This window comes from Corynebacterium aurimucosum ATCC 700975 (assembly GCF_000022905.1).
GTDB classification, from domain to species: Bacteria; Actinomycetota; Actinomycetes; order Mycobacteriales; family Mycobacteriaceae; genus Corynebacterium; species Corynebacterium aurimucosum_F.
Genome location: NC_012590.1, coordinates 141,118 through 153,421 on the forward strand (window position 1 = coordinate 141,118; position 12,304 = coordinate 153,421).

At 61.2% G+C, this 12,304-nt stretch carries 15 protein-coding genes and 2 tRNA genes; 15 read left to right on the forward strand and 2 right to left on the reverse strand.

Annotated elements, in window-relative coordinates:
* Positions 1-16 precede the first annotated feature (16 nt).
* The 11 genes from CAURI_RS00865 to CAURI_RS00915 all read left to right on the forward strand — a co-directional run bounded on the left by CAURI_RS00865 (position 17) and on the right by CAURI_RS00915 (position 8,959).
* Positions 17-1,381: a TrkH family potassium uptake protein gene (locus CAURI_RS00865; protein WP_010188383.1), complete on the forward strand. Its 1,365-nt coding sequence runs from the start codon at positions 17-19 to the stop codon at positions 1,379-1,381.
* A gap of 1 nt (position 1,382) precedes the next feature.
* Positions 1,383-2,066, forward strand: a complete 684-nt coding sequence (locus CAURI_RS00870; RefSeq protein ID WP_010188384.1) for a potassium channel family protein — start codon at positions 1,383-1,385, stop codon at positions 2,064-2,066.
* A gap of 60 nt (positions 2,067-2,126) precedes the next feature.
* The gene (locus CAURI_RS00875; RefSeq protein WP_010188385.1) at positions 2,127-2,489 is read left to right on the forward strand and encodes a YidH family protein; all 363 of its coding nucleotides are present in this window, start codon (positions 2,127-2,129) and stop codon (positions 2,487-2,489) included.
* Complete coding sequence (locus tag CAURI_RS00880; protein WP_010188386.1) at positions 2,486-2,785, forward strand: DUF202 domain-containing protein; 300 nt, start codon at positions 2,486-2,488, stop codon at positions 2,783-2,785. Before CAURI_RS00875 ends, CAURI_RS00880 begins: the two co-directional genes overlap by 4 nt.
* Before the next feature lie 237 nt (positions 2,786-3,022).
* Entirely contained in the window at positions 3,023-4,597 is a 1,575-nt protein-coding gene (locus CAURI_RS00885) for an SLC13 family permease (protein WP_010188388.1), read from the forward strand.
* A 42-nt stretch (positions 4,598-4,639) separates the two neighbouring features.
* Positions 4,640-5,707, forward strand: coding sequence for a GTP-binding protein (locus CAURI_RS00890; protein ID WP_010188390.1), 1,068 nt, complete (start codon positions 4,640-4,642; stop codon positions 5,705-5,707).
* A gap of 166 nt (positions 5,708-5,873) precedes the next feature.
* Positions 5,874-5,949: transfer RNA gene (locus CAURI_RS00895), tRNA-Arg, on the forward strand.
* Between the two features lie 169 nt (positions 5,950-6,118).
* On the forward strand, positions 6,119-6,598 hold the full coding sequence (locus tag CAURI_RS00900) for a hypothetical protein (RefSeq protein ID WP_010188392.1): 480 nt from the start codon (positions 6,119-6,121) through the stop codon (positions 6,596-6,598).
* A gap of 116 nt (positions 6,599-6,714) precedes the next feature.
* On the forward strand, positions 6,715-7,620 hold the full coding sequence (locus CAURI_RS00905; RefSeq protein ID WP_012714755.1) for a DUF418 domain-containing protein: 906 nt from the start codon (positions 6,715-6,717) through the stop codon (positions 7,618-7,620).
* A complete protein-coding gene (locus CAURI_RS00910) occupies positions 7,620-8,759 on the forward strand; it encodes a trypsin-like serine protease (protein WP_010188396.1) in 1,140 nt (379 codons plus the stop codon). Before CAURI_RS00905 ends, CAURI_RS00910 begins: the two co-directional genes overlap by 1 nt.
* Before the next feature lie 11 nt (positions 8,760-8,770).
* The gene (locus CAURI_RS00915) at positions 8,771-8,959 is read left to right on the forward strand and encodes a hypothetical protein (RefSeq protein ID WP_010188398.1); all 189 of its coding nucleotides are present in this window, start codon (positions 8,771-8,773) and stop codon (positions 8,957-8,959) included.
* 437 nt (positions 8,960-9,396) lie between these two features.
* On the opposite strand, the gene CAURI_RS00920 is transcribed toward CAURI_RS00915, so the two are convergent.
* Positions 9,397-10,425, reverse strand: coding sequence for a prephenate dehydrogenase (locus CAURI_RS00920; RefSeq protein WP_010188399.1), 1,029 nt, complete (start codon positions 10,423-10,425; stop codon positions 9,397-9,399).
* A 39-nt stretch (positions 10,426-10,464) separates the two neighbouring features.
* On the opposite strand from CAURI_RS00920, the gene CAURI_RS00925 reads away from it, so the two are divergent.
* The 4 genes from CAURI_RS00925 (at position 10,465) to CAURI_RS00940 (ending at position 11,919) form a co-directional block, all read left to right on the forward strand.
* Positions 10,465-10,968 carry a tRNA adenosine deaminase-associated protein gene (locus tag CAURI_RS00925; RefSeq protein WP_010188401.1) on the forward strand — a complete coding sequence of 168 codons (504 nt, stop codon included), beginning with the start codon at positions 10,465-10,467 and terminating at the stop codon, positions 10,966-10,968.
* A 34-nt stretch (positions 10,969-11,002) separates the two neighbouring features.
* The gene (locus CAURI_RS00930) at positions 11,003-11,446 is read left to right on the forward strand and encodes a nucleoside deaminase (protein WP_010188404.1); all 444 of its coding nucleotides are present in this window, start codon (positions 11,003-11,005) and stop codon (positions 11,444-11,446) included.
* 92 nt (positions 11,447-11,538) lie between these two features.
* Positions 11,539-11,736 carry a CsbD family protein gene (locus tag CAURI_RS00935; RefSeq protein ID WP_010188406.1) on the forward strand — a complete coding sequence of 66 codons (198 nt, stop codon included), beginning with the start codon at positions 11,539-11,541 and terminating at the stop codon, positions 11,734-11,736.
* A gap of 92 nt (positions 11,737-11,828) precedes the next feature.
* A tRNA-Ser gene (locus tag CAURI_RS00940) sits at positions 11,829-11,919 on the forward strand.
* A gap of 47 nt (positions 11,920-11,966) precedes the next feature.
* Here the strand turns inward: CAURI_RS00940 and CAURI_RS13915 are convergent.
* On the reverse strand, positions 11,967-12,134 hold the full coding sequence (locus CAURI_RS13915; protein ID WP_010188407.1) for a hypothetical protein: 168 nt from the start codon (positions 12,132-12,134) through the stop codon (positions 11,967-11,969).
* Positions 12,135-12,304 lie beyond the last annotated feature (170 nt).

The window sequence follows — 12,304 nt, forward strand, 5'->3', positions numbered from 1 at the left end:
AGTAAGCTGAACCGCTGTGAAACGCGGTCATTTCCTGGGCCCTGCTCGGCTCACCGCCGTGGGCTTCGTCCTGCTCATCCTCGTGGGAACGGTACTTCTTATGCTGCCGATTTCCGCCAACGTTCCGCAGTGGACTCCGTTCCTGCCAGCGCTGTTTACGGCTACCTCAGCGGTCTCTTTGACGGGTCTCGTGGTAGAGGACACCGGTACCTATTGGACGCCCTTCGGCCAGGTGGTCATTATTACGCTCATCCAGCTGGGCGGCCTCGGCATCATGAGTTTGGCATCGCTGTCGGGCATGCTGTTGACCGGCCGCATCAGCTTCAAAGCCCGCCGAACCATCGCTGCGGAGGGCCGCGCCGTGGCCTTCGGCGGCATTCGCCGCGCACTCGTGCTCACCTTGGTCATGACCCTGATCTGCGAGGCCATCGTCGCTGTGTTCATCGGCGTGCGCCTAGCCACCGAGCACGGTGTAGCACCTGGGCGTGCAGCGTGGGAAGGAGCGTTCCACGCCATTTCGGCCTTCAATAACGCAGGGTTTAGTACCTATTCGGACAGCGTTATCTCCTTCGCGGCTGATGGCTGGATTCTTCTTCCCCTTGCCTTCGCCCTGATCATCGGTGGCTTGGGTTATCCCATGCTGGCGGAGTTCGTGCGACGGGCCCGCGCACGGCTAACGCGGTGGCGCGGCGGCACGCCGCGCATTCACCGTATGTCCATGACCGCCCGGATGACGTTGGGCGCCACCGCGTTCTTGTTGCTGGGTGGCACCGTGGTCTTCTTCCTCTCCGAGGGCTCCGGTGTGCTGCATGGGATGCCGTTGGGCCAGAAGCTGATCAACGCCTTCTTCATGAGCGCTTCGCCCCGAACGGCCGGTTTCAATGCCATCGACTACGGGGAAGCGCACCCGTTGACGCTGATGGTGACGGACATCTTGATGTTCATCGGCGGCGGCTCCGCCGGTACGGCGGGTGGCATCAAGGTGACTACCGCATGCGTTCTGGGCGCGGCGATGATTTCTGAATTCTTGGGTCGGGAAGACACCTCCATCGGGCACCGTCGCCTGCCGCTGTCCACGTTTCGCCAGGCCCTCGCGCTGACGGCCGCCGGAATGATCGTCGTTGCCGTAGGCGTGGCGACGCTGCGCATCTGGGACCCCGAGTTCACCGCGGACCAGGTCACTTTCGAAGTCATGTCCGCCTTCGCCACCGTGGGTTTGTCCACGGGTATTACCGCAAGTTTGTCCGCACCATCGCAGCTCATGCTGTGTCTCATCATGTACGTTGGCCGCGTAGGACCCACCACCTTCGTGGCGGCACTGGCCGCCCGGACCGTCAGCCTGCGCTACCGCTACCCAGAAGAAAGGCCGTTCATTGGCTAACATGTTCAGCGCCCTGCGGCGCGAGAAGACGTCCATCAATATTCCGCCGGTCGTCGTCATTGGCATGGGCCGGTTCGGTTCTTCCCTGGCCCGAGAGCTGATGGAACACGGCGTGGAGGTTCTTGGCATCGACGCCGAGGAGAAGCACGTGCGCGAACACGCCGCGTACCTCACCGAGGCGGTGACCGCGGATACCACCGACGCCGAGGCCCTCCGCCAGCTGGGCGTTGATGAAGTAGAGCGCGTGGTGGTGGCCATCGGCTCCGATCTGGAGGATTCCATCCTTACGGCCTCCAACCTCGTGGAGCTGGGCGTGGGCGATATCTGGGCCAAGGCAGATTCGGATGCGCACGCCCGCATCCTGCGCCAACTGGGAGTGCACCACGTGATCCGCCCGGAGCGCGATACGGGTCGCCGCGTGGCGCACCTGTTGGGCGGGCGCTTCGAGGATTTTGCGGAAATCGCCACCGACTATGGCGTGACGGCGATGACCCCGCCGGCGTCGATAAGCAAGGGTCCTCTCAACCTTCACCAGGTGTGGGAGGAACACAACGTCCAGCTCATCTCCCGTTGCGAGGGGCCCGGCCAGTGGCACCCGCTTATCGACGGCACCGAGCTCACCCACCGCGACCTCATCGTCGTCGCCGGCAGCCCTGCGGATCTGGAGGCCTTCTCGCAGTCCTAGTCGGCGTGCTCTGGGAGTCTCACACTGTGCAGTGAGGAGCGGGGCGCTACAGTGGCGCCTATGACGAAGGCACGTTTCCCAGGCTCGGTGTATGGAACAGGGGAGGAACCCGACCCGCGCTTCAGCATGGCCAATGAGCGCACCTTTCTGGCGTGGATCCGCACGTCCTTGGCCTTTATCGCCGGTGGTGTGGCGCTGGAGACCTTCGAGCTGCCGCTGAACACCACGCTGACTCGCGTCGTCTCCGTCATCATGCTGATCGTGGCCATCGTCCTGCCGGCGGTGGCGTGGTTTCACTGGGGTGCCTCTGAGCGTGCGATGCGCCATGCGCGTCCGCTCCCGGCAAGCCCGGCGTTGGCGTTAATTGTTGGTGTGGTCATCATCATTGGCCTGATGATTCTGGTGGGCGAGCTGCTAGCGTGAGTGAACTTTTTGATCCCGGCCTCCAACCCGAGCGCACCCGCTTAGCCTGGCAGCGCACGGGGCTTGCGGGCCTCGTCGTAGGTTTGCTGGTCGTGCGTTCCGTTGCGCCATGGGCCGCCCTGATTGTCGGGGTAGTGGTGGCCGTTGTGTTGTGGTTGGCCACCGTTAAGCTCCGCCATGCTGACGAGATCCTCGCCCGGACTTCATCACCTATCCTGCCCGGGGCCCCAGCGCTGGTTGCCGTTACGCTGGGGACGATGCTTCTTGGCGCGGTGGCCTTCGCCGCTATCTGGTAGCGGTGCTCAACGCGAATCTTAAAGGGGTTGCCCACACATTGGTGAGAATTCTTTGCAGCTAATCTGCAAAAAGTTTTGCAAACAGGGGTGAATTTGGTTCTTTAGTGGGGGTAATGAGACGAAAGTGTTTGTTGGTTGTCTGTGGTCTCGATAGCCTGAACGTGTAGGCCCATTCGGTGATCCCGATAACTCTCTCGGCTGAATGGGGGCTGGTTAACCAGGAAAAGGAGGGGGCAGATGACTACCCCGCAAACTCACGTCTCAACCGCGCACACGGAGGGCGAGGACGATCGCGGTGTCGACCGCAAAGACTGGCGCCGCATGGCCATTGGCCTCATTGTCGGTCTCGCATTGGCCATTCTCGTGTGGTTCATCTTCCCCAGCAACGCTGTCGACACGGTATTGGAATCCCCCGGCGCCAAGGATGACGCCGAATACACCCAGGGTGCATTGCGTGCTGTAGCCGCCGTGACCATTCTGATGGGCGTGTGGTGGATGACGGAGGCCATTCCGTTGGCCGCTACGGCACTGTTGCCGTTGGTTATCTTCCCGCTAGCTGGTGTGGGTGCCATCAAGGAAGTCGGTGCACCGTATGCCTCCGCCACTATCTTCCTGTTCATGGGGGGCTTCCTTATTGCCCTTGCGCTTCAGCGCTGGAACCTTCACCGCCGCCTTGCACTTTACGTGGTGAAGCTGATTGGTACCTCGCCCAAGCGTCTCATTTTGGGCTTTATGGTGGCTACTGGATTCTTGTCCATGTGGGTCTCTAACACTGCAACCGCCGTGGTTATGCTGCCGATTGGTACGTCAGTCCTGGCGCTGACTGCGGAGACCGTTGGTGGTTGGGATAAGCAGAAGAAGTTCGCCACTGCTCTCATGCTTGGTATCGCGTACTCGGCGTCCATTGGCTCGCTGGGCACGCTCATCGGCACCCCGCCGAATGCCTTCCTCAATGCGTATATGGCGGATACCTGGGGTGTGACCCTGGGCTTTGGTCGCTGGATGGCTGTAGGTGTGCCGCTGGCCGCCATTTTCCTGCTCATCGCGTGGTTCCTGCTCATCACCATCTTTCAGCCGGAGATGAAGGAGATTCCGGGTGGGCGCGAGCTTATTGATGAGGAAATTGAGGCCCTCGGCCCGTGGACCCGCCCCCAAATCATGACGGGTATTATCTTCCTGCTCGCCGCCGCTTCCTGGGTGACCCTGCCGCTCGTGCTTAAGGAATTCGACAACTACGATGACGCCATAGTAGGTATTGCAGCCGGTATTCTGCTTTTCATCTTGCCGGCGGACAACGAGCGCCGTATCCGCCTCCTGGACTGGGAGACGGCGAACGAGATGCCGTGGGACGTGCTCCTCTTGTTTGGTGGTGGCCTATCGCTTTCGGCAATGTTCAATCAGTCTGGCCTGTCCCTATGGATTGGTGAGATGGCTAAGGGGCTTAGCGTTCTGCCGGTCGTGCTCATCGTGGCTGCCGTGGCTGCGCTGGTGCTCTTCCTTACGGAAATCACTTCTAACACCGCAACTGCCGCGACCTTCATTCCGATCATGGGCGGTGTCGCGGTGGGCGTTGGTCTGACCGCTGACGGTGACGTCAACGTCCTCCTCCTTACCATCCCGGTGGCGCTCGCGGCAACGTGTGCATTCATGTTGCCGGTGGCTACCCCGCCGAACGCCATTGCGTACGGCTCTGGCTACGTCAAGATTGGTGAAATGATTAAGGGCGGTCTGGGTCTCAATATCATCGGCATCTTCCTCATTACCCTGACCGTTTACCTGCTGGCGGTGCCTATTTTCGGCCTCGCGGTCTAGCTGACGTAGCCGTCCCTTGATGAAAACCGTTATCATTACGGGATGGCTACACCCGTTACCGTGCTGTCCGGATTTTTAGGCAGCGGAAAGACCACCCTTCTCAACCACCTGTTGGCCAACCGCGAGGGGCGCAAGCTGGCGGTCATCGTTAATGACTTTTCCGAGGTCAATATCGATGCCGCCCTCGTCGCTGGCGCGGGCCATCTTGAACGCGGCGAAGACCGCTTCGTTGAGCTCTCCAACGGCTGCATTTGCTGTACCTTGCGCGAGGACCTCATCGAGTCCGTCGGCAAGCTGGCCCGTTCCGGCCGTTTCGATCAGATCGTCATCGAATCCACCGGTATTTCCGAGCCCATGCCCGTCGCCGCCACCTTTGAGTGGAAGTTTGAAGACGGCGCCACGCTTGCCGACGTTGCCCCCATCGACACCATGGTCTCCCTCGTGGATGCCTCCACGTTCCTTTCTCAATTACGCCGTGGCCGCAGCTTGGTCTCTGAGAATATCGAGGCCACGCCTGATGACGACCGCACCATCGCCGACCTGCTTGTGGACCAGGTCGAATTCGCCGATCTCATTCTCGTGACGAAGACCGACCTGGTGGAGGCCGCCGAAACCGAACGCGTCATCGCCACCGTGCGCGCCATGAACCCCCGCGCTCGCGTCGTGCCCGTAACCAACGGGGTTATCGACCCTGCGCTGGTCCTTGACGCCCATCTTTATGACACCGTAGCCGCCGCGGCCTACCACGGCTACGCCGAGGAACTGGCCAACCCGCACACCCCCGAAACCGAGGAATATGGCATCTCTTCGGTGGTCTTCCGCGCTGACCGTCCTTTCAACCGCGAGCGTCTGCTCAAGGCCTTGCGTGCCAGCACCGGCCTGGTGCGCTCGAAAGGTTATTGCTGGATTGATACTGATCTGCGCGTGGCCCACGCCTGGCAGCAGGCCGGACCTAACTTGCAGATCATGCCGGCCTCCTTGTGGGCGGCCAATGGGGTTACTCCCGGCACCGAGCTCGTGCTCATCGGCATTGACTTCGACCACGAGGCCACGCTTCAGTCCTTCCGTGACGCCGTGCTTTCCGACGCCGAAGTGGCCGCCCTCGTCTAGCCCCTCCTTAAGGTGAACACGGGGTGAATTGCTATGCCCATTTCTTGGGTTGAAAACATGCATTGACATTGGGATTTGTTAGTTCTCTGGAGTGTGGGTATAGTTATTCCTCGTTGCACAGCAGAGCACAAACGCTCCGGCGTTAAGCACTGCGAACCAACAGACTGCGCCCGTAGCTCAACGGATAGAGCATCTGACTACGGATCAGAAGGTTGGGGGTTCGAATCCCTCCGGGCGCACCACCTAAACCCCCAGGTTAAACGGTATAAACACCGGATAGCCTGGGGGTTTCTTCGCGTTTTAGTCGCCTAAAAGTAGCCCCGAGTAATCCCGGGTAAACCGAAGTGAGTGCAAACGCGGTGCAAACAGAATGCAAACACCGATCCTTCACCTGGGGCTATACTTTGGCCCATGATTCAAGCGATTCTCTCCGCTATCCTGCTGTTCATTTCCTCCCTCTTCTCGGGTGCAGGCTCCTCGGAGTTGCCGGGGAGCTCGGGCATAGCGGAAGCTGGATCCTCACAGCGCAACATTATTACTAGCACGCCTGCAGGCCTGGTTACCGCCAATGCGCAGCAGCTGGAGTTTGTGGTGAATTCCGAGTGGAAGTCCGCACAGCAGCCGGATTCCTTTCAAGTGAACTTTAGGGAGCAGTACTTGGATTTCTCCTGCGATAACGCCGGTTTCCACTTTGAGAGCAACGAGGCTAGTGAGATTGATATCACGTGGGATTTGATGTCGGACAACATCTGCTTTGGCCCGCAATCGGACGGGGCCCTCATAGACTTTCTTCAAAGACCAGTAACGGTGAAGGTGGACCCCGATGCCTCCGCAACCCCTGAGCGCATTTACCTCGTGCAAGATGAGAAAGCCATCGCTCTTAGCCGCTGAGACGCATATCACGCAGCGCTGAGTGAAATGCAGAGCTGAAAACACACACAAATAAGAAGACCGGCCAGAGCCACTGGTCGGTCTTTAAACGTTTTCAACTGCAAGGAGATGAATAGGTGTCAGCGCGTGCCCGAATAGTGGGCCTCGATATTGCTCGTTCCTTGGCCATCATCGGGATGATTATTCTGCACATGGCCAACTTGGTGTGGAGCGCCAAAGTGGTGCTCTCTGGGCTGCCGGCGGCGGGCTTTGCCATCATTGCAGGTACCACGATGATGATTCTTGCCCGCGACTACTCGCTGCGGGTCTTCCTCAAGCTGGTCGCCCGCGGCCTGATAGTCATGCTCATCGGCGTGGCCTTGCTTCCCGTGGGCGGTGAGATTCAGGTGGTGCTCGTCGTGATGGGCGCGGCCATGGCTCTCACCGCGTGGGTGCCGCCGCTCGCCACTGGCTGGAAGGTCCTGCTCTTCGCGCTGGCCACCGCGGGCGCCACGGTGCTATACGCGCCCTACACCCTCCCGCAGGTTTACCCCCTCGTGGCATTCCTGGCGTACATGGTGGCAGGCATGCTGCTTTACGACGTCTACCTCACCCGCCCCACCCGCACCCAGATCGTCACGAGCGCGGTGGCCGTCGTCGTTACCGGCATCGGCCTGTGGCAGCGCTTTAACCCTGACATCGCCGGCTGGCTGCGCTTTACGGGCCACACGGGTGTGCTCGGTGAAATCCTTCTCTCCGTGGCGGTCACTGCGGTGGTGCTGCATCTGTGCCTGATCATCGGCCGCCAGCTGCCGCGCTTGACCTTCCCCTTCGCGGCATTGGGCTCGATGTCGTTGACCATCTATATCCTGCACATTCTCACCGCACGCTACTGGCAAGCACACGTCTCGCTGCACAACACCATGGCGGCACTGGGCTTTGTGCTCGCGTTCCTGCTGCTGAGCGCGCTGTGGAAGAAGTTCTGTGGAAAGGGCCCGGCCGAGAGGGTCGTGGCTTGGGCAATCAAGGAGGTGGCCGCGTAATGGTGGCACGAAAGATAACTGCTGTTGTGGCCAGCTCTCTGGTCGTGGGGCTAGGCGCTGCGCCGGCCATGGCCTTGGAATTCGCCCAGCCCGCACCTCACTCGGAGGAAAGCGTCGCCGTGGCTGCGCTGCGTATGGGCAAGATCGGAAACTTCGGCGATTGCACCGGCACGCTGGTGGCTGAGCAGTGGGTGCTGACCGCCCGCCACTGCTTGGAGTCCGTCAACAACGAGGGCTCGCAGGCCCGCTTTGGCCAGGGCAAGGAAACCCGTGTGTATGACGTGGACTCCTGGGCTGTTTCGCCGACTATCGACGCCGGCCTCATGCACCTGACCGAGCCCGTTAAGGGCATTAAGCCAGCTAAGCTCGCGGATGCGGTCCCCACCGCCGGCGAGAAGGGGCACTTCTACGGCTGGAGTAGTAGCTCCCGCATGGCCCGTAAAGGCCAGCTGCCGATGGCGGAGATGGAAGTAGGCGAATTGCTCTCCGGTGGAACCCCACCGGCCAGCCCAGACGAATCCGGCCAGAAGATGACGCCGGTGGCTCCGGGCGAAATGGCGACTGCTCCGGGTGATTCCGGGGCCATGGCTCCTGGTGACATGGCAGTGCCTGCTCCCGGTGGAATGGTCGCTCCCGCCCCTGGTTCGTCCGACGCGCCCCAGGTAATGAAGGGCGGCGACATGCCAGAGATCGCCGTTGGACCCGACGGCGCGGAAAGCATTCCGGCCGGTGAACTCGGGGGAGTGGGCCCGATGATTGCGGCTGCCATCATGGACGTGAAGTCCCTCAATGGCGAAGGCATGCAGGGCGGCGACTCGGGCGGGCCGTTCTTCGTCAACGGCCGCCTCGTGGGCGTAGCTACGGCCGGAACGTCTAATGCGGATCCGGATCTGCCTTCCCCAACCGCGGCGATTACATCCGTGGTTGAGGTCCGCGACTGGATCGAGGACGTCACCAGCGGCCGCGATACCGACGGCGTCCTCAACGTCGAGAACTCCCCGGCGCCGCCGGCAACGATGCAGGTCAGCGCGCCCGTAGCACTGACCGCCGGCGTGACTGGGGTGGTGGGCCTGATCGTGCTAGCCATTGCTTCGCGATTGATTAGTCGCAAGTCTGGTGCTGGGAGGCGGACCAACTAGGCTGTTTCTCCATGAAGGAGAAACTCGTTCCGTGTCTGATTGCCGGTGCCATCCTTGGTGTGGTGCTGTGGCTGGCCTCCGGCATGCTGTGGTTGTTGCCGGTGGGCCTAGTGGCGGGCCTCGCGGGCTACCCGCTGCTTGGCATCACGCGCGATGAGTCCCAAGCCCGCAAGCGCCGCGACGACACCTTCCGCGACTAAGCGTCCACGCCGCCCCATGCCACCGCACTACGCCGCCCGCCCGCCACCACGCACGCTCCTCCACGGTCGGTCGCTAGATGGCACCCCACAAACCGTCGCCAAATGGCACCCCAGAAAAGGCATCCGCTAGAAGGCATCTTTGGGGCTGAAAACGCCATCTGCACGCCCCAAAAGGCGTTTTCAGACAAGAAAACGCCTTCTGACAGATGCCATCTGCAAGATGCCTTTTGAAAACTGCCCCATGGCCGGCACCACACAAAAGGCTTCACTCAGAAGTCTCCAGTCAAAAGGTTCCCTTGGGGGCAAGTAAACCATCTTTAACCAGGTAGAAGGTTCGTTTGGGGGCAAACAAACCTTTTGACTGGAACCAGGTGAGGGGAACCCGTTGAGAACGGCCTGCTAGGGCAGAAGGTCAGGCCTAGAAGCTCGCCAACGGGCTAGAAGATCTCGATGCGCCCGCCCAAAGACTCGGTCTGGCGCAGCTGCGCCACCCAGTTCGGCGCACCCGGGTGCAAACGCAGAACCGGGCGGGAAGAAATCTTGACCGGAGAAACGGATTCCTTACGAGCACCGGATCGGGCTTCGATGCGGGTACGGGCGCGGAAGCCAGCGTCGGCAAGCGCGGCGATGGAAGGCTGCTCCGAGGCCAGCGAGTCGCGCGCATCCTGCAGCAACTCGAGGGCCTCGTCGAGGGCCTGGACCAGCGCCGTCGAGTTGGTCTCGCACATCTGGCGCACCAGGTCCGGGCGAGTGCCCGCCACGCGGGTTCCGTCCTTGAAGGAGCCAGCCGCGAGGGACTGCGCCAGGATGCCGCCATTATCGCCAACCACCGCGAGGGTCTCCGCCAGCACGTGCGGCAAGTGCGAAATACGGGCGACCGCGGCATCGTGGTTAGCCACACGCACCGGAACCGCCTCCGCGTGAACCATCTGGGTCATGCGGACAACGTCGGCAAAAATGTTCTCCCACTCGGCGGGGATGCGCTCGCCGCGTGCGTCGCACTCGGCGGCGTAGTCATAGGTGATAACCCAGGCAGCGCGGTTGAATAGCCCGGTGTGGGAGTTCTCCCAACCGGATTTGGAGGTGCCGGCCATGGGGTGGCCGCCCACGTAGCGTGACTCCATGTTGCGCTCCACGATGAGCTGGCGAACCTCGGCCTTGACCGAGACGACATCCGTCAGCCCGCAGCTCGGGGCGTGTTCCTGAATGACGTCGAGGACCGAGGCAACCGCATCCATGGGCACCGCGATGACGATGAGCGCATTGTCCTCCTCGGCGCGGCGCAGGATAGCCGGCAGATCATCGGTGACGTCATAGCCCTGCTTAATGGCCGTTCGCGCACCAGAAGTCGAGTGGTTATAGCCGTACACGGAATGGCGTGCAGCAGCTAGGTCTCGCAGGAGGGAACCTCCAATGAGACCGAGGCCGATAATGCAGACAGGGCGTTGAACATCTTGAGAACTCACGGTGACAATTGTCGCACAATCCGACTAATCTGACGAGGTATGAGCCACGACGATCTGTCCTTTGCTATCACCGTCACCAGCGCCGAAGGCGCGTGGGTGATTCGCCCCTTCAAGGATGACTTTACCGACGTCAATACTTCCATCAAGGCGGTGCGCAACCTGCGTTCGGAGGGAGCGGCATTTGCGCTGTTGTGCGTGGAGGATGACTATTTCGTCGTCGTGCGCCCAGTGCCGGGGGATGTGCGCATGCTGCTTTCCGACGCCACCTATGCCTCCGAAGACGATTTCGCCGCGGATTTCCTGGACCTGCGCGATATCGATATCCCGGATTTGGACGAGGACGAGTGGGAGGACGCCGACCCGTATGGCGACGGCGATTTCGACATCTTCGCTGACCTCGGCCTCGATGAGAACCAGGTGGGCTACATCATCGACAACGATGAGGACTGGCCTTCCGATATGCTCCTGCGCATTGCCGGCGAGCTGGGTTTTGGCGATGAGCTGGAGGATTTCATCGACGGCCTCGACTCGGATGACTCTTAAACCAGCGGCGGGGCTGGTCCGCGCGGAGTCTCGCATGCGTCGCGCCCTGGAGGTCGCACGCACCACGCCGGTGGGGGATATCCCGGTAGGAGCCGTGCTGTACGACGCCTCCGGTAACGAACTCGCCACCGGCGTTAACCGCCGCGAGCAGCTGAATGACCCCACCGCGCACGCAGAGGTGGAAGCCATCCGTCAGGCGGTGCGCGTGCATGGCGATGGCTGGCGTCTGGAAGGCTGCGAGCTGGTCGTCACCCTGGAACCCTGCGCGATGTGCGCTGGTGCGATTCAGGCTTCCCGGGTGTCCTCGGTGGTCTTTGGTGCCTTTGAGCCGAAGACGGGGGCGTGTGGTTCGCTGGTGGAGGTATTGCGCGCCCCTGGCGCCCTGCACGTACCGGAGGTACGCAGCGGTGTGCTGGAGGAAGAGTGCGCGGAGCTGCTCACAGGCTTCTTCGGGGGTCTGCGCGGAAGCAGCGAGTAGCCCTGAGTTGGGACGTGGTCTCGGATCCACCTTCCGATTCGCGTGTAGGCTGGGTGTCCCACGTGAGAGACGTAGAGAGTAAGGAGAAAACCATGGGTGATTTCGAGAACAAGAAGGACGAGTTTGTTGGCAAGGCTAAGGAAGCCGCTGGCAACGTAAGCGACAACGAGAAGCTGGAGAACGAGGGCAAGGCCGACCAGGTCACCTCCGAGGCCAAGCAGAAGGCTTCCGACGCCGTTGAGGGCGTCAAGGACAAGGCCAACGAGGTCATCGGAAACCTCAAGGACTAATTCCTAGCCTTAAGTAGCTGAATCGCTGTCCCCGCCGCCTGGCGTGGGCAGCGATTTTGTCGCTCGGGGTTACTCGACGTAATCTGGAACGCGGTGGCGTGTCCGAGCGGCCGAAGGTGATCGCCTCGAAAGCGATTGTTGGGTAACCCCCAACCGCGGGTTCAAATCCCGCCGCCACCGCCACATCCGGCACCCCAGTTCTTAGCTCTGGGGTGCCGGTCTTTTGTGTTTTAAAAGCCAGCCCGCCCTCTATCAACATCTCTTTGGAAATCCAGCGCGGCTTGGCGTGCCTCGGGGTCGTGGTCTTCAGTGCGCTTGTGAATCCGCCGGCTCATCATGCCTGCTGGGATGGCAATGAGGAGGATGGCCGCGACGGCGACAATGACGAAAGTAGACATGGTGGTGCTCCTAGAGTATTTCAGTAATTCCGCATTGTAGCGCTGGCCACGCTCTGGAGGGGTCGTTGAACTCTTACGAGACCGTTAGGGCTTCACAGCCCAACTGGTTAAACTGGTGCACATTCGTGTCCACCACCAAAGCTTCCGCGAGCAATAATCGCGCATGTGAA

Bases quoted from the DNA above. Each gene is read 5' to 3' on its own strand.
- CAURI_RS00935 (WP_010188406.1), top strand. From the start codon at position 11,539: ATGGGTGATTTCGAGAACAAGAAGGACGAGTTTGTTGGCAAGGCTAAG.
- CAURI_RS00890 (WP_010188390.1), top strand. From the start codon at position 4,640: ATGGCTACACCCGTTACCGTGCTGTCCGGATTTTTAGGCAGCGGAAAG.
- CAURI_RS00900 (WP_010188392.1), top strand. From the start codon at position 6,119: ATGATTCAAGCGATTCTCTCCGCTATCCTGCTGTTCATTTCCTCCCTC.
- CAURI_RS00875 (WP_010188385.1), top strand. From the start codon at position 2,127: ATGACGAAGGCACGTTTCCCAGGCTCGGTGTATGGAACAGGGGAGGAA.
- CAURI_RS00885 (WP_010188388.1), top strand. From the start codon at position 3,023: ATGACTACCCCGCAAACTCACGTCTCAACCGCGCACACGGAGGGCGAG.
- CAURI_RS00930 (WP_010188404.1), top strand. From the start codon at position 11,003: ATGCGTCGCGCCCTGGAGGTCGCACGCACCACGCCGGTGGGGGATATC.
- CAURI_RS00870 (WP_010188384.1), top strand. From the start codon at position 1,383: ATGTTCAGCGCCCTGCGGCGCGAGAAGACGTCCATCAATATTCCGCCG.
- CAURI_RS13915 (WP_010188407.1), bottom strand. From the start codon at position 12,134: ATGTCTACTTTCGTCATTGTCGCCGTCGCGGCCATCCTCCTCATTGCC.
- CAURI_RS00915 (WP_010188398.1), top strand. From the start codon at position 8,771: ATGAAGGAGAAACTCGTTCCGTGTCTGATTGCCGGTGCCATCCTTGGT.
- CAURI_RS00910 (WP_010188396.1), top strand. From the start codon at position 7,620: ATGGTGGCACGAAAGATAACTGCTGTTGTGGCCAGCTCTCTGGTCGTG.
- CAURI_RS00925 (WP_010188401.1), top strand. From the start codon at position 10,465: ATGAGCCACGACGATCTGTCCTTTGCTATCACCGTCACCAGCGCCGAA.